The organism is Candidatus Ulvibacter alkanivorans (assembly GCF_003333325.1).
In the GTDB taxonomy this organism is placed as follows: domain Bacteria; phylum Bacteroidota; class Bacteroidia; order Flavobacteriales; family Flavobacteriaceae; genus Ulvibacter_A; species Ulvibacter_A alkanivorans.
The window spans coordinates 1-15,755 of sequence record NZ_QOLC01000069.1 but is presented as its reverse complement, the minus strand read 5'-3'; the positions used below and the strand labels follow the sequence as shown (position 1 = coordinate 15,755).

Here is a 15,755-nt window from a genome sequence, read left to right as displayed (position 1 = left end):
ATATGTGGAGAACTGTTAAAAAAATTAACACAATATCTGTACTTTTACCTAAGCTTGGCTAAAGATTAGCCAACGTGATAAATTAACGAACTTCAAGTGATTGCACCAAAGAAACCATCGAACGAATCGGCACGTCTCAAGGCCGTTAATGAATATCAATTGCTTGATACCCTTCCAGAAGAGGATTTTGACAATATAACCAAGCTTACTGCAAGTATTTGCGATGTGCCGATTTCATTGGTCACACTGCTCGATGCCGAAACCAATTTCTTAAAGTCACACTACGGAATTCCATTACAAGAATCACCACGTGAAGTTTCGTTTTGTGGTCATGCTATTTTAAATGATGGTAACATATTTATTGTGGAAGATGCTCGAAAAGATGAGCGTTTTCATGACAATCCTATTGTTAAGGAACACGAAGCCGTTTTTTATGCAGGGGTGCCTTTAATTAATCCACAAGGATTTCCCATTGGAACCTTATGTGTGTTCGATAATAAGCCGAGAACACTTGACAAAAAACAATTGGAAGCACTGGAAGCTCTTGCCTATCAAGTGATGGTCTTGTTCGAACAACGAAAAAAGAACATTATTTTAGAAGAATTAAAGAAAGAATTGGAAGAAAAGAATGACGAGCTAAAGAATTTTGCCGGGGTTATTTCTCATGATATGAAAATGCCGCTGGCAAATATGATCGTAACTTCCGATTTATTAAAAGCACGATATGCCGACAAATTAGATGACCAAGCACGTGATTATTTAAATTATTTAAAACAATCCTCGTTTACATTAAGCGATTATATTTCCGGGCTTTTAGCGCATTACGAAAGTGATAAGATCACTATTGAAGAGAGCGAAGAGTTCGACCTTCAGCAACTATTGGAAGAAATTGTAGATCTTTTAAATATTGATATCGATTGTGAGATCCATTTTCCTGAGGAGAATATGGAACTGTCCTGTAACCGCGCGGCTTTAGAACAAGTTTTATTAAACCTTATAGGCAACAGCCTAAAATACAACGACAAAGAAAAGATCGTTATTGATATTTCGTGTAAAATAAAAGAAGATCATTACGTGTTTACACTTTCGGACAATGGCATGGGAATTCCGAAGGAAAAACAAAAAGAGATCTTCAATCTATTTACAACAGTGGGAAATGTGGACCGGAATGGTAATAAAGGCCATGGCATCGGACTGTCTACGGTTCAAAAATTGATCACAAAAATGGGTGGCGAAATATCGGTAGACTCAAAAATAGGAGAAGGCACAACCTTCGAATTTTCGGTCGACCTACTCTAATCGATTCGCCATGACATGCTATCAAACTTTATCATTTTGTTAAGAAACTGAGTGCCTATGTACTTCGTATATATGGCCTAACAAAGACTTATGATTTCACCTGTACTCCCCAAAAATGAGGCTGAACGCCTAGCCGTTGTTTCTAAATATAAATTACTCGATTATTTACCGGAAGAAGATTTTGATAACATCACTTCATTAATTGCTGCTATTTGCGAGGTCCCCATAGCATTGATTACCGTCTTAGATAAGGACAAGAATCATTTTAAATCCAATTTCGGAATCGATTTTAAAGATTCGCCTAGAGAGTTCTCCTTTTGTGGCCACGCCATTTTACAAGACGAACCTATTTTTATCGTAGAGGATGTACAAAAAGATGCTAGGTTTAAGGACAATCCTGTAGTTAAAGAAAATAATATCGCTTTTTATGCAGGTGTACCGCTTATTGTAAGTGGTGGTTATGCTTTAGGCACCTTGTGTATTTATGACCATAAACCGCGAGAATTAACCCAAATTCAAAAAGAGTCACTTGTTAGACTAGCAAAAGAAGTGATCAATTTATTCGAACTTCGACTTAAGAACGAACAATTTAGAAATGCACAGGCAGAGCTTCGAGAACGCAATGAGCATCTAAAAAAATTCGCCGGCGTTGTTTCGCACGACCTAAAATCCCCATTGGCCAATATTACTTCATTAAGCCGGTTGATACGTGAAGAAAACCGTGATTCGTTAACCGAGGAATCGCACACTTATTTCGATCTTATCGAGGAGTCTTCGGAAACACTGAAGGAATACATTAACGGTATACTTAACTTTTATAAGGCGGATGAATTATTGGAAGCGCGTCGAGACGATATTTCTTACCATGATTTTTTTGAAAACATCAAGGAAATATACATGCTGAAAGATTCCCAACTCATGTACCCTAAACAAGGTACTTTCCGAAGCATTAAAATTGCACCACTAACGCAGATCATGCTCAATTTAATAGACAATGCGTTTAAGTACAATAGGAGCCACCAACCCGTCGTGAAAATTCAGGTAGAGGAAGAAGCCTTACAGTATTGTTTTACTGTTACCGATAATGCGATCGGGATAGACAAAGAAAAGCAACCTGAAGTCTTCGATCTGTTTAAAACAACAGGAGTTAAAGATCGACAAGGAAAAGAAGGAACGGGAATTGGGTTGGCTACCGTAAAAAGCTTAGTCACCAAACTCGGCGGTGACATTGGGTTGTCTTCAGAAATTGGAAAAGGAAGTAGCTTTCGCTTTACTATAAAGAAATAGTAGTAATTACATTGCATTTTATATATTTGGAAAATATTTTCCGGAATGCAGTTTAAACACCCCGAACTTCTTTACGCCCTTTTTTTACTGCTAATCCCTATTTTTATTCATCTCTTCCAACTGCGAAGATTTCAAAAAGTTCCTTTTACCAATGTGGCTTTCCTAAAAAAAGTCACGATCCAAACTCGCAAAAGCTCACAACTTAAAAAATGGCTTACATTGTTGCTTCGCTTGTTGGCGCTTGCGTGTCTTATTATCGCCTTTGCGCAACCATTTACTGCTTCAAATGAAGCCTTAGCATCCGATAAAGAAACGGTGGTGTATTTAGACAACTCGTTTAGCATGCAAGCTAAAGGAGACAGTGGCCCGCTGTTTGAACGCGCGAAACAAGAATTATTCGATGAAGCCACTTCTATAGACCGTATTCATTGGTTTACGAACGACATTACACGTAGAAATAGCAGCGTTCAGGATTTTAAGAATGATGTTTTAAAGCTAGGCTATTCTGAAGAACGATTAGCGCTTGATGAAGTACTTCTGAAAGCCAATCAATTGTTTTCAAAAGAGAACCAAGTTCCTAAGCGCCTTATTATAGTATCCGATTTCCAAGGGCAAGGGGCTTTCCCTGAAGTTTCCGAAGAAATTAGCATAGACGCCGTTCGACTGCAGCCTACCTCGACTACCAACAGTACGATAGATACTGTAATGGTAACCGCTAAGAGTCCGTCGGCTACCCAATTGCAAGTATCCATATCAACTAGCGGCGAAAGCGCTAATAGCATTCCCGTATCCTTGTATAAAAATGATGATCTAATCGCTAAAACGGCCGTCGACCTATCTACCGCCGGACCACACTCCGTCACATTTGATATTGAAGATACGGCCGGATTTAAAGGGAGAGTAGCCCTCAATGAGCCCAATATCCCGTTTGATAACAGCTTGTATTTTAGCATAAATGAACCTAAGAAAATAAAAGTATTGAGCATTAATGAAGCCAATGCTAATTATTTACAACGCATCTTCGATCAAGAAGAATTTGAATATACACAACAGAGCTTCGGCGATTTGGCGTATAACATCATACCCGAACAAAATTTTATCATTGTAAATGAGGTACAAGAAATTCCGGCCTCCTTAGCTGCCGCCTTGGAAGCATTTGTGGGTGCAGGAGGAAGTTTGTTACTAATTCCGGCTCAAGATGGTAGTATTTCAAGCTACAACGCCTTATTAAACCGATTGGGAATAGGTGGTTTTTCTGAACGAATTACACAGGAAAAGAAGATCACTAACATCTCTTTCGATCATCCATTATATCGTGATGTCTTCGAAAAACGAATTGTAAATTTTCAATATCCGAAGGTCAATTCATATTATCCTATTAATGCCGCTGCCACGCCTATTCTTCAATTTGAGGATGCAAAGGCGTTTATTCTGAACACGGCTACCGTGCATATTAGCACCGCCTCCTTTAATACGGAAAACTCGAATTTTCAAAATTCACCGCTAATTGTTCCCACCTTATATAACATGGCGCAACAAAGTTTGTCGCTTCCAAAACTGTATTATACCATAGGAACTCAAAATAATTTTGCGGTAGCCGTAAAACTTGCCCAAGATGAAATTATTAAAATTCAGGACAGTACAAGTAGTTTTATTCCTTTGCAGCAGACCAAAGCAAATAAAGTAGAAGTAACCACGACTAATGAGCCTGATAAGGCAGGAACCTACGAAATCACCAATAAGACTGAATTTATACAGTATATTAGCTATAATTACGATCGGGACGAAAGCAAATTGGTATATGTAAACCCAGAAGACTGGGAAGGCGTATCTGTATATGATAACATTTCATCACTGTTCGACACGATTAATCAAGAAAACACAATTAATAGTTTTTGGAAATGGTTTGCTATTTTTGCATTACTATTCTTACTATTAGAGATGCTGGTACTTAAATTCTATAAACAGAAATGAACATACTACTAAAATCGGTTGTCATTGTAGATCCCACAAGCAAGGATCACTTAAAAAAGCGCGATATCCTAATAGAGAAAGGCAGTATTAGCAAGATCGCTTCAACGATACAACCATCAAAGAACATCAAAGAGATCGATCTTCCTAATTTACATGTCTCCCAAGGGTGGTTCGATAGTAGTGTGAGTTTCGGTGAACCGGGCTATGAAGAACGCGAGACCATAGACAACGGATTAAGAACGGCAGCTTTAAGTGGGTTTTGCCATGTAGCCGTAAATGCCAATACACAACCCATCACCGACAGCAAATCGGCAATCAAGTATTTACTTACTAAAGCAACGGGGCAAGCGGTAAACTTACTCCCTGTAGGTGCCTTGAGCGTGAGGAGTAAAGGAACCGATATGGCCGAGCTGTACGACATGCACAACGAAGGCGCTATCGCTTTTTACGATTATAAAAAACCAATCTCTAATGCTAATTTGCTTAAAATAGCGTTACAGTACACTCAAAACTTTAATGGTCTGGTACAGAGTTTCCCTTTCGACACATCGGTTGCTCGCAATGGTATAGTGAACGAAGAAGTAAACAGCACCCGCTTAGGACTGAAAGGAATTCCAGCTTTAGCCGAAGAATTACAAATTACCCGCGATCTTTACCTTCTCGAGTATACCGGTGGACGTTTGCATATTCCTACGATCTCCACGAAAAAATCGGTAGCCCTCATAAAAGAAGCCAAGAAAAAAGGATTAAATGTAAGTTGTAGTGTGGCCATCTCCAATTTGTTCCTCACAGACGACCGCTTAGAATCTTTCGATACGCGTTATAAGGTGTTGCCACCACTGCGTACACAAGAAGATGTAAAAGCAATGCTTAAAGGAATTAAAGACGGAACGATAGACGGTGTGACGAGCGATCATAACCCCATTGATATCGAGCATAAAAAAACAGAGTTCGATCATGCCTACTTCGGAAGTATAGGCCTAGAAAGCTGCTTTGGTGCCTTAAATAAACTTCTTGGTTTCGAATCTGCTGTGGGTATGTTAAACGGACTTAAAAATGTGTTCGGAATTCCTTCCGAAGCCATTGAAGAAGGAGCAAGGGCAACGCTTACATTATTCAATCCGGACCCCACCTGGACGTTCCAAAAAGAAGATATCCTCTCTAGCTCTCAGAATGCATCCCTATTAGGTGAGCAGCTAAAAGGCCGTGTATATGGCATCTATGCCAACAAAAAACTTGTGCTTAACTAAAATGGAAACAACGCCTGCAGGAAAAACCCATGCGATAGTAGCCTACCTCACTTTTTTAGGATGGATCATCGCTTATTTTCTAAATAGAGATGCGAAGAATACATTTGCTACTTATCACATAAAAAACATGTTTGGCTTATTATTGATACTCTTCGTAGCACAAATTATGCAAACACAACACCTATTATTTGGTGAGGTACTTTGGCTATTGGCCTTTGTATTATGGGTGATTTCTTTGGTAATGGCACTTACCAATAAGCAAAAAGGAATTCCTTTCTTGAGTGAGAAATTTCAGCAATGGTTTACTTTTTTAGAATAGTTGCCGTATCTTTAATACTGTAATTAGCTAAAAACTAACCGTTAAACATCTTAATTATGGAAAACAACACAGTTGAAGAAGGAAAAACGATCGCTATAATCTCATACATAACTATTATTGGATTGATCATCGCTTTTGTAATGAACAATGATAAAAAGAACGATTTTGCGGCGTTCCATATTCGACAGAGTCTAGGTATTGCGCTAATTGGAATTGTTATCTGGGTCCTCGTAAGTATTATCTATGCCATCGTGTACATTCCCATCCTAAGTTGGGTTTTACAACTTGGTGTTATCGTATTGTGGGTGCTTGGGCTTGTAGCTGCGGTGCAAGGGGAGAAAAAAGCCATCCCGGTTGTAGGTGAACAGTTTCAGCAATGGTTTAAAGGTATTGGAAACTAAATTTTATAAAAACTTTACAAATATAGATGCTGCTTTTTTTAGCGGCATCTTTTATTTTTGAGCTATGGAAAAAAAGACGCTATCTCTATCACACAACTATAAAGCGCCCTCACAGCAATTAGATAAAAATCCTGCCATTATAATGCTTCATGGCTTCGGAAGCGATGAGAACGACCTTTTTTCGTTTGCCTCCGAACTTCCTGAAAAATATCATATCATCTCTTTAAAGGCTCCCATCCCTATGCAACCGTATGGAAATGCTTGGTACAATATCTATTTCGATAATACAGACGGGAAATTTAGCGATACCAAACAAGCCATTGCATCACGCGACCTTATCGCGAATTGTATTGATGAGGTAGTAGAAAAATACAACACCACTAAAGACATCACACTTTTGGGCTTCAGCCAAGGAACCATTCTAAGTTTTGCGGTTGCACTTAGCTATCCGGAGAAAGTTAAGAATGTTATCGGACTTAGTGGTTATGTAAATGAAGAAATACTGAAGGAAGGTTATGCTTCGAACGATTTTAGCAATTTACAGGTGTATGCGTCTCATGGAACTGTAGACCAAGTAATTCCGGTAGAATGGTCTCGAAAAACCAAACCATTCTTGGAGAATCTAGGTGTCGAGTGTTCGTATTCGGAGTTTCCCGTGGGGCACGGTGTTGCGCCCCAGAATTTCTATGAATTAAAAGACTGGTTGGCCGAGCGTAGTTAAGACTTCGGATATAGTAAAGACGCTTCCACAACAAATTCGAGTTCATCCTGCTCGTTAAAATAGTATTCTAAGATCATCTCCCCCCAATACGTTCCATCGGTAAAATCGGCTTGAATCCAACGGTGATTCAAAAATTTTAATTTGTTAATTCGCATAGGTCCGGTCATTCCTTCGTAGGGTACTAACGGATTTCCGTCTTCCAACACATTTTGATCGTAGATGGCGTTGGTTACAAAAGCTTGAACTTCTTCTGCTTCATATCCTCGATGTTCCAGATAGGTCATTGCGTTGTCGTTCCCCAGTAAGGTAAAGTAATCAAGATCTCTAACTTGAGCTGTTAATTGTTCCTGATCTGCTTCGGCAGTAGTTACTTGTTCTGTAAGCGTTTTTATCTTTTTATCTTGATCTTCAAAGATCTTCTTTTCGTGCATGTATTGAAAAATGATGAACAATACCGCAAAAAAGAACAGATACATAAAAAATTTATTCTTCATTTAAGTTTGATTAAGGGGTGACTTTTGTTTTTTCTATTTTCTTCAAGATTTTCTTGAATCCTTTCTTGATCATGCCATTTGCAGTTTTTGCAAAGGCTACATCTCTGTTATCATCTTCTACTGTGACGTCTCCAATCACTTTTTGATAATAGATGCGTTGTTGTGTTCGAAGATCATATACCTCTAAAACGATCCAACTTTCATTGGCTTGATACCCGTCTATATCGCCCAGCTGTAATCCTCCTATATTATCACGCATCACATTTCCGAAGCAATTGATAAAGAACTCTTTTTGAGTTTCATTCCTAATTTTTAGAAGCAATTCGGGAGATAGATCTGTCTTGCTAATCGTGGCTGGTAAAAATACACCGTTCAACTGCCAATAATACGATAAGCGATCGCCTAAATAGTTTGAAAATTTTTCTACAGCTAGCTTGTTAAGCGCTGCTTCGATTGCACTTGGAGCAGTTACGCGATTCATCAACCAACTTCCTTGCGTAAAATCGAGTCCATAGCGTGTACTGTCCGCATCATAGCGATAACGCACACCATAGCAGGAGCTCATTAGAAGGACGAGCGTTAACCCTAATATCGGTAAATAAGGTTTAAATTTCAAGTTGAAGGGTATCATAAGCTAAAAATACATTTTTAGGTAATTGTTTAGACACCTCCTCATGGAAACCCATTAAGTGACTTATATGCGTTAAATATGCTTTTTCGGGTTTAATTTTTTCAATAAATGCTAGTGCTTCGGAAAGGTTGAAGTGCGAATGATGTGGTGATTCTCTAAGTGCATTCACCACTAAAACTTTAGTCCCTTTCAGTTTTTCCATTTCTGAAGCACTCATGGTCTTTACATCCGTAAGGTAGGTAAAGTCTTCTATACGGAAGCCGAGCACAGGAATTGTATTGTGATACGCTTCAATAGGGATCACCGTCTTCCCTCCTATCTCAAATCGCGAAGTGGCATCGATCTCGATCTCGTCTATGGTAGGGGCTCCCGGATATTTATTCTCTATTTCAAAAATATAATCAAAGCGCTTGTGCAACGACTTGAACACACGTTTATTGGCATAAAACGGTATGTTTCCTTGCTTAAAATAAAAGGGTCTTATATCGTCCAAGCCGGCAGTGTGGTCACTGTGTTCGTGAGTGATCAAGATTCCGTCCAGCGTTTGGCAATTTGTGCGCAACATCTGTTGTCTAAAATCCGGTCCGCAATCGATTACATAGTTATACGTATCCCACTGCAACAGTACCGAAACCCGTAGTCTTTTATCCTTAGGATCCTTGCTCATACAAACGGGATGATCGCTTCCTATAACAGGAATCCCTTGTGAGGTTCCGGTACCCAAAAAAGTTACGGTAAATACTGATTTCATTGGGACAAAAATAACAGTATTTTTTTTGTTTGCCTATTGTATTTCTTACCTTTGTTAGAAAGGAATTATACCCCTCTACTATGCCAGATACCATTAAAGGAGACAAGGAATTTGAAAACATTCCTTCCATTAGAAGCAAAGCGTTACGAATTAATCTTAACGAAAATATCTACGGTACCTTTGCTGAAATTGGTGCCGGCCAAGAAACTGTTCGTAATTTCTTTCGTGCAGGTGGTGCTTCCGGGACGATCGCAAAGACGATGTCAGCTTACGACAAGGACTTTAGCGACGCGATCTACGGTGTAGAAGAAGATGGTAGGTATGTGACCGAATCTCGTTTAAAAAAGATGCTCTCGCATGAAATGAACTTGATCGAAGAGCGCATTATACGAGATAAGCATCCTAACAAATTGTTCTTTGCCTATGCGAATACGGTCGCAACCATAGATTTCGCAAAAAAGTATAAAGGTCATGGATGGGTTGGAATTCGCTATCAGGTGGATCCTTCCGAAGATTACAACGAAATTGCACTTCACGTGCGTTTTCATGAAAATGACGCCATCCTACAGCAAATTACACTAGGGATCTTAGGTGTTAACCTTATTTATGGGGCCTACTACAAATACGACCAACCTCGTAAATTGCTTCGCTATTTATACGACCATATCGACAAGGACAAGATCGAGATCGATACAATTAATTTTTCAGGACCGAAATTTGAAAAGGTAGACAACCGATTAATGAGCTTACAGCTTATTAAAAATGGAATGACCGATGCCGTGATGTTTGGTCCGGACGGAAATAACATTCTTCCGGCTCGTATCTTGTACAAAAAGAATATTCTCGCACTACGTGGAAGTTTTCGTCCCGTGACCAAGGTGAATATCGATATGTATGAGAATTCATATAAGATGTTCTTGGACGAAAATAAAGTTGAGAAAGATCGTACAGAGGTAATATTCGAAATCACCTTATCGAATCTTAGAGCGGAAGGAGAGATCGATGAAGAGGACTTTATGGATCGAGCGAAGCTGCTATGTTCGCTAGGACACACCGTAATGATCTCTAATTTCCAAGAATACTATAAATTGGTAGAGTACTTCTCTCGTTATACTAAGATGCGACTGGGACTTGCCATGGGCGTAAACAACTTGATCGATATTTTCGACGAGAAATATTATCGCCATCTAAGTGGCGGTATTTTGGAGGCCTTCGGAAAACTGTTCTTTAAAGATTTAAAAGTGTACCTCTACCCAATGCGGGATCCGGAAACCGGTGAATATACAAATAGTGAGAACTTAAAAGTACATCCACGTATGAAGGAACTTTACAAGTTCTTTAAGTACAACGGTAAGGTGGTCGATATCAAAGATTTCAATCCAAATATATTAGACATTTTTTCTCGCGAGGTACTCTCGAAGATCGAACAAGGTGAAGACGATTGGGAAGGAATGCTTCCTCCGGGTGTTGCCGAAATCATCAAAGAAAAGTGTTTGTTCAGTTGCCGCGTAAACTTGGAAGCTGAAAATAAAAAAGCGAAAGAAGCTACGAATTAAGAATCTGGGCAGCGTGATCCTTGGTCTTTACCTTGTCTATCACACGTTCCACTTTTCCCGATTCATCCACTAAGAACGTCTTACGGTGGATACCATCATATTCTCGACCCATAAACTTTTTAGGTCCCCAAACACCAAATGCATTAATAACCTCTTTTTCGGTATCTGCTAATAGGGGAAATGGAAAATCATACTTATCTTGAAAGTTCTTTTGCTTTCTTTCGGTATCCGCACTTACGCCAAGCAATGCGTAACCTTCCTCTTGAAGTTCTTTATAATTGTCTCTTAAATTACAAGCCTCTGCGGTACAACCGGGGGTATTGGCTCTTGGATAGAAGAATACCACTAATTTTTGTCCTTTATAGTCTGATAAGGAGACCTTGTTCCCATCTTGATCGGTTACTGTAAAATTTGGAACGGTATCGCCTGCTTTTAATGTTTTCATTGGTTATTTTTGTGTAAAAATAACTAAAATGACCAAGTCTGAAAAGGTAGGTTTCGTTATTGAAACGTTAAAAGAGCTCTATCCGCAAATACCAATTCCCTTAGACCATAAAGATCCTTATACACTGCTCATCGCTGTGCTGTTATCGGCACAAAGTACCGATGTACGAGTAAACCAGATAACACCTTTATTATTCGAAATAGCAGACAACCCCTACGATATGATCAAACATTCCGTGGAAGAAATTAGAGAGATCATTAAACCTGTTGGGCTGTCTCCTATGAAATCTAAAGGAATACACGGGCTCTCACATATCCTAATCGACAAGTACGATGGAAAAGTTCCTGCCGATTTTGAAGCATTAGAATCCTTGCCGGCAGTGGGGCATAAAACAGCCAGTGTAGTCATGGCCCAAGCCTTTAATATTCCCGCATTTCCTGTAGACACACATATTCATAGGCTATTATACCGATGGGGTTTAAGTACGGGTAAAAATGTGGTTCAAACCGAAAAGGATGCCAAACGATTGTTTCCGAAAGATCTATGGAATGAGTTGCATTTGCAAATTATATGGTATGGACGGCAATATTCGCCCGCAAGAGGATGGGATTTAGAAAAAGACATCATCACCAAGACCATAGGAAGGAAAAGTGTACTTAAGGCCTATTATAAAAGTAAGAAAAAGGCATAAAAAAACCCCGAAATTGGTGACTTCCGGGGTTTTTCCAAAGTTTAGTTTAGAAGTGCTTCAAACTTCAATTTATTATAATCTATAACACTTAAAGCCTTCGAATAATCCAGAAGAAACCTTATCGTCTCTTCCTTTGGAACTAAGTTTTCATTCACGCATTCCTGACGTGAGGGTTTAGAGTACATTTTTTGCATAGAACGTTATTTTGAGGTTAATGTCTCTTATTAACGTGGCAAAAAATGATTTATTGTATTAATTCGTCAACACGATATTATGCTTTTCAATTACCTTTCTTAAATTGATTAATGCATAGCGCATTCTTCCCAACGCAGTATTGATACTAACACCGGTTTGCTCACTTATCTCTTTAAAGCTCATGTCTTTATACATGCGCATTACCAAGACTTGCTTTTGGTCTTCGGGCAACTCTTCGATCAAACGACGCACATCATTTTCTACTTGTCCTTTGATCATCCTTTTTTCGATATTTAAGGAATTATCTGACAATACCGAAAAGATATTAAAGTCATTATTGTTCTCAAATTTCGGCATGCGATTATTTTTTCGGAAATGATCGATCACAAGATTGTGTGCAATCCGCATCACCCAAGGTAAAAATTTACCTTCTTCGTTATAACCACCCTTTTTCAAGGTTTTAATAACCTTAATAAAGGTGTCCTGGAAAATGTCTTCAGTGACATCCCGATCAAAAACTTTAGAGTAAATAAAACTGTAGATTCGTTGTTTGTGACGCTTAATAAGGTCACAGAGTGCAGATTCATCGCCTTTTATATATGCGCTAACCAATACCGCATCGGTGGTTGTGCTTTGCTTCATATCAATACTTTTTAAAAATAAACAACTATGTGATTTGGTTGCTTAGTCGTTCTAATTATTTATTTGAAAAGTAGTAATATGCTATAGGCAATAAATTTTAATTATTTCGTTGAATGGGGTAAATATAACAACAATCAACTTAGAAATGCAAAAAAAAGTTAATTTTTTCTGTAAAAAAATATAATATCGACAAACGTGCAATCCAAATTGGGATGTACTATCTTTGCACAATTCTCCTAAAAAATTTTACAAAAAACGTTGAGTACAGAAACCTTAGATACCAAGAAAAACATCCTTATTCAGGGTGCCAAACTTCACAATCTAAAAAATATTTCGGTCGCCATTCCAAGAAACAAATTAGTAGTGATCACGGGACTATCGGGAAGCGGAAAGTCGAGCCTTGCTTTCGATACTTTATATGCCGAAGGCCAACGCAGATACGTAGAAAGTCTCTCTTCGTATGCCCGCCAATTCCTTGGCAGACTCAATAAACCAAAGGTGGATGCTATAAAAGGTATTGCTCCCGCAATTGCCATAGAACAAAAAGTAAATGCCACTAATCCTCGTTCTACTGTAGGTACTTCAACCGAGATCTATGACTACCTAAAATTACTTTACACCCGAATCGGGCGCACCTATTCCCCTATTTCCGGAAAAGAGGTAAAAAAGGATACGGTCACCGATGTGATTCATTACGTGAAGTCATTATCACAAGGAAAAAAAATGTTACTCCTCACCCCTATTCACTTAGAAGAAGGACGTAGCATGAAAAACAAACTGCAGGCATTAGCACAACAAGGATACGCAAGAGTAAAAGCAGACGGAATTGTTAAACGAATAGACGAACTCGATAAGGATAAGCTACCAAAAGAATTGTTGCTGGTCGTAGACCGCATCATTACAAAAGAGGACGAAGATTTTTACAATCGACTCGCCGACGCTGTACAGATTGCCTTTTTTGAAGGTAAAGGAGAATTGTATATTGAGGATCTTTCTTCGGAAACCTCCTCAAAAGATAGTAGCAGTATCAAAGAATTCAACAATCGGTTTGAAGCAGATGGCATCACCTTTATTGAACCGAATGTGCATCTCTTCAGCTTTAATAATCCTTATGGCGCTTGCCCAACTTGTGAAGGATACGGCGATGTAATTGGTATCGATGAAGATCTGGTGATCCCAAATACCGCACTATCGGTGTACGAAAATGCGATTTTTCCATGGAGAGGAGACAGTATGAGCTGGTACCGCGATCAGCTAGTGAATAATGCGTACAAGTTCGATTTTCCAATTCACAAACCGTGGTTCGAACTTTCCGAAGCACAAAAACAACTGGTTTGGGAAGGAAACAACTATTTTGAAGGATTAAATAGTTTCTTCGAATTTTTAGAGTCTAAGAGCTATAAGATTCAGAACAGGGTTATGCTATCGCGATACAGAGGCAAAACAAAGTGTAGTACCTGCCATGGCAAGCGACTAAGAATCGAAGCCGGATATGTAAAAATTAACGACAAGGCACTTCAAGACCTTGTGGCACTGCCATTGGATCAAGTTGCCGATTTTTTTAATTCGCTTACGCTCGACACTTATGAACAGAAGATCGCCAAGCGACTACTACTCGAGATAAATAACCGACTCCAGTTCTTAATGAATGTTGGATTAAGCTATCTTACTCTCAACCGAAAGTCGAATACACTTTCGGGTGGGGAATCCCAGCGAATTAATTTAGCCACTTCGCTGGGAAGTAGCTTGGTAGGGTCCATGTACATCTTAGATGAACCTAGTATTGGACTCCATCCAAAGGACACCGAACGCTTGATCGATGTATTGAAATCGTTACGTGATCTTGGTAATACAGTAATAGTCGTAGAACACGATGAAGATATTATGATGGCGGCCGATGAGATCATAGACATTGGTCCTGAAGCGGGAACCTATGGCGGCGAAGTAGTGGCAACAGGCACTTTCGAAGAAATTTTGCAATCAGATTCGTTAACGGCAAAGTACTTAAATGGACAGTTAAAAATTGAAGTCCCTTCAAAAAGACGCAATCCCAAGGCCAAGATCGAGATCATTGGTGCACGTCATAATAATTTGAACAATATAGATGTCTTTTTCCCGGTAGGCGCCTTTACTGCTGTTACCGGAGTTTCCGGGAGTGGAAAAAGCACCTTGGTAAAGAAAATATTATATCCCGCCATGCTACGTCACATCGGCGGATATGGAGAAAAACCGGGGCAATTCTCCAAACTCGACGGTGATCTAAGTAAAATAAAGAACGTTGAGTTTATAGATCAAAATCCAATAGGGCGCTCAAGTCGATCGAATCCGGTGACCTATATAAAAGCCTATGACGACATACGAAGCCTATTCGCATCTCAGAAATTATCAGATATTAGAGGATATAAGGCCAAGCATTTTAGTTTTAATGTAGACGGTGGACGTTGTGAAACATGTAAAGGAGACGGTGAAGTGACCATCGAAATGCAGTTTATGGCCGATGTACATTTGGAATGTGAGACCTGCAACGGCAAACGCTTCAAAAAAGAGGTATTAGAGGTAACCTTCCATGAAAAGAACATAGATGACATACTAACGATGACGGTAGATGATTCCATTGCTTTCTTTTCAGAAACAGAACAGAAAAAGATCGTTTCCAAATTAAAACCATTACAGGATGTAGGCCTGGGTTATGTACAATTGGGTCAAAGCTCCTCTACCCTCTCGGGTGGTGAAGCACAACGAATAAAATTAGCATCTTTCTTGGTAAAAGGAAACACCAAAGACAAAGCCTTATTCATTTTTGATGAACCTACCACCGGATTGCATTTTCACGATATTAAAAAATTATTGGCCTCTTTTTATGCGCTACTCGAAAAAGGGCATACGGTAATTGTTGTTGAGCATAACCTCGACCTAATTAAATGTGCCGACCATATCATCGATCTGGGACCGGAAGGTGGAATTAATGGAGGAACTGTAGTCGCTCAAGGTACTCCGGAAGAAATTGCGAATGCGAATAATTCATTTACAGCCGAGTACCTAAAGGAAAAGTTATCAAATTGAAAATACATTATATTCTATAGTATGCAATTATAACAG

15 protein-coding genes are annotated in these 15,755 nt (G+C 39.1%); 10 read left to right on the top strand and 5 right to left on the bottom strand.

All coding sequences use genetic code 11. The features are described 5' to 3' along the window. The first annotated feature begins 96 nt into the window (after nucleotides 1-96). The 7 genes from DWA30_RS05830 (at nucleotide 97) to DWA30_RS05800 (ending at nucleotide 7,251) form a co-directional block, all read left to right on the top strand. A complete protein-coding gene (locus DWA30_RS05830; RefSeq protein ID WP_114491604.1) occupies nucleotides 97-1,299 on the top strand; it encodes a GAF domain-containing sensor histidine kinase in 1,203 nt (400 codons plus the stop codon). Between the two features lie 90 nt (nucleotides 1,300-1,389). After that, complete coding sequence (locus DWA30_RS05825; RefSeq protein WP_114491603.1) at nucleotides 1,390-2,586, top strand: sensor histidine kinase; 1,197 nt, start codon at nucleotides 1,390-1,392, stop codon at nucleotides 2,584-2,586. Nucleotides 2,587-2,631: 45 nt separating this feature from the next. Further along, the gene (locus DWA30_RS05820) at nucleotides 2,632-4,560 is read left to right on the top strand and encodes a BatA domain-containing protein (protein ID WP_114491602.1); all 1,929 of its coding nucleotides are present in this window, start codon (nucleotides 2,632-2,634) and stop codon (nucleotides 4,558-4,560) included. Then, nucleotides 4,557-5,810: a dihydroorotase gene (locus tag DWA30_RS05815; RefSeq protein ID WP_114491601.1), complete on the top strand. Its 1,254-nt coding sequence runs from the start codon at nucleotides 4,557-4,559 to the stop codon at nucleotides 5,808-5,810. Before DWA30_RS05820 ends, DWA30_RS05815 begins: the two co-directional genes overlap by 4 nt. A gap of 1 nt (nucleotide 5,811) precedes the next feature. Then, entirely contained in the window at nucleotides 5,812-6,129 is a 318-nt protein-coding gene (locus DWA30_RS05810) for a hypothetical protein (protein ID WP_114491600.1), read from the top strand. 56 nt (nucleotides 6,130-6,185) lie between these two features. Then, nucleotides 6,186-6,530 carry a DUF4870 domain-containing protein gene (locus tag DWA30_RS05805; RefSeq protein ID WP_114491599.1) on the top strand — a complete coding sequence of 115 codons (345 nt, stop codon included), beginning with the start codon at nucleotides 6,186-6,188 and terminating at the stop codon, nucleotides 6,528-6,530. A gap of 64 nt (nucleotides 6,531-6,594) precedes the next feature. Continuing rightward, complete coding sequence (locus DWA30_RS05800) at nucleotides 6,595-7,251, top strand: alpha/beta hydrolase (RefSeq protein ID WP_114491598.1); 657 nt, start codon at nucleotides 6,595-6,597, stop codon at nucleotides 7,249-7,251. Here the strand turns inward: DWA30_RS05800 and DWA30_RS05795 are convergent. The 3 genes from DWA30_RS05795 to DWA30_RS05785 are packed head-to-tail and all read right to left on the bottom strand — an operon-like array spanning nucleotide 7,248 to nucleotide 9,127. Continuing rightward, entirely contained in the window at nucleotides 7,248-7,745 is a 498-nt protein-coding gene (locus DWA30_RS05795) for a hypothetical protein (RefSeq protein WP_136073163.1), read from the bottom strand. The two genes, DWA30_RS05800 and DWA30_RS05795, sit on opposite strands and share 4 nt — an antisense overlap. Nucleotides 7,746-7,755: 10 nt before the next feature. Then, a complete protein-coding gene (locus DWA30_RS05790; protein WP_114491596.1) occupies nucleotides 7,756-8,310 on the bottom strand; it encodes a hypothetical protein in 555 nt (184 codons plus the stop codon). A 40-nt stretch (nucleotides 8,311-8,350) separates the two neighbouring features. Continuing rightward, a complete protein-coding gene (locus DWA30_RS05785; RefSeq protein WP_114491595.1) occupies nucleotides 8,351-9,127 on the bottom strand; it encodes an MBL fold metallo-hydrolase in 777 nt (258 codons plus the stop codon). 80 nt (nucleotides 9,128-9,207) lie between these two features. Here DWA30_RS05785 and DWA30_RS05780 point away from each other — a divergent pair, with 80 nt between their 5' ends. Then, a complete protein-coding gene (locus DWA30_RS05780) occupies nucleotides 9,208-10,683 on the top strand; it encodes a TonB-dependent receptor (protein WP_114491594.1) in 1,476 nt (491 codons plus the stop codon). On the opposite strand, the gene bcp is transcribed toward DWA30_RS05780, so the two are convergent. Continuing rightward, a complete protein-coding gene (gene bcp, locus DWA30_RS05775; RefSeq protein WP_114491593.1) occupies nucleotides 10,673-11,128 on the bottom strand; it encodes a thioredoxin-dependent thiol peroxidase in 456 nt (151 codons plus the stop codon). The two genes, DWA30_RS05780 and bcp, sit on opposite strands and share 11 nt — an antisense overlap. Nucleotides 11,129-11,156: 28 nt before the next feature. Between bcp and DWA30_RS05770 the strand changes: the two genes are divergently transcribed. After that, on the top strand, nucleotides 11,157-11,819 hold the full coding sequence (locus DWA30_RS05770) for an endonuclease III domain-containing protein (RefSeq protein ID WP_114491592.1): 663 nt from the start codon (nucleotides 11,157-11,159) through the stop codon (nucleotides 11,817-11,819). A 252-nt stretch (nucleotides 11,820-12,071) separates the two neighbouring features. On the opposite strand, the gene DWA30_RS05765 is transcribed toward DWA30_RS05770, so the two are convergent. Then, the gene (locus DWA30_RS05765) at nucleotides 12,072-12,656 is read right to left on the bottom strand and encodes an RNA polymerase sigma factor (protein WP_114491591.1); all 585 of its coding nucleotides are present in this window, start codon (nucleotides 12,654-12,656) and stop codon (nucleotides 12,072-12,074) included. A gap of 258 nt (nucleotides 12,657-12,914) precedes the next feature. Between DWA30_RS05765 and uvrA the strand changes: the two genes are divergently transcribed. Beyond that, nucleotides 12,915-15,719, top strand: coding sequence for an excinuclease ABC subunit UvrA (uvrA, locus tag DWA30_RS05760; RefSeq protein ID WP_114491590.1), 2,805 nt, complete (start codon nucleotides 12,915-12,917; stop codon nucleotides 15,717-15,719). Nucleotides 15,720-15,755 lie beyond the last annotated feature (36 nt).

Excerpts from the sequence above, each read along its gene's own strand:
- DWA30_RS05825 (WP_114491603.1), top strand. The coding sequence starts at position 1,390 with ATGATTTCACCTGTACTCCCCAAAAATGAGGCTGAACGCCTAGCCGTT.
- DWA30_RS05820 (WP_114491602.1), top strand. The coding sequence starts at position 2,632 with ATGCAGTTTAAACACCCCGAACTTCTTTACGCCCTTTTTTTACTGCTA.
- DWA30_RS05815 (WP_114491601.1), top strand. The coding sequence starts at position 4,557 with ATGAACATACTACTAAAATCGGTTGTCATTGTAGATCCCACAAGCAAG.
- DWA30_RS05810 (WP_114491600.1), top strand. The coding sequence starts at position 5,812 with ATGGAAACAACGCCTGCAGGAAAAACCCATGCGATAGTAGCCTACCTC.
- DWA30_RS05805 (WP_114491599.1), top strand. The coding sequence starts at position 6,186 with ATGGAAAACAACACAGTTGAAGAAGGAAAAACGATCGCTATAATCTCA.
- DWA30_RS05800 (WP_114491598.1), top strand. The coding sequence starts at position 6,595 with ATGGAAAAAAAGACGCTATCTCTATCACACAACTATAAAGCGCCCTCA.
- DWA30_RS05795 (WP_136073163.1), bottom strand. The coding sequence starts at position 7,745 with ATGAAGAATAAATTTTTTATGTATCTGTTCTTTTTTGCGGTATTGTTC.
- DWA30_RS05790 (WP_114491596.1), bottom strand. The coding sequence starts at position 8,310 with ATGAGCTCCTGCTATGGTGTGCGTTATCGCTATGATGCGGACAGTACA.
- DWA30_RS05785 (WP_114491595.1), bottom strand. The coding sequence starts at position 9,127 with ATGAAATCAGTATTTACCGTAACTTTTTTGGGTACCGGAACCTCACAA.
- DWA30_RS05780 (WP_114491594.1), top strand. The coding sequence starts at position 9,208 with ATGCCAGATACCATTAAAGGAGACAAGGAATTTGAAAACATTCCTTCC.
- bcp (WP_114491593.1), bottom strand. The coding sequence starts at position 11,128 with ATGAAAACATTAAAAGCAGGCGATACCGTTCCAAATTTTACAGTAACC.
- DWA30_RS05770 (WP_114491592.1), top strand. The coding sequence starts at position 11,157 with ATGACCAAGTCTGAAAAGGTAGGTTTCGTTATTGAAACGTTAAAAGAG.
- DWA30_RS05765 (WP_114491591.1), bottom strand. The coding sequence starts at position 12,656 with ATGAAGCAAAGCACAACCACCGATGCGGTATTGGTTAGCGCATATATA.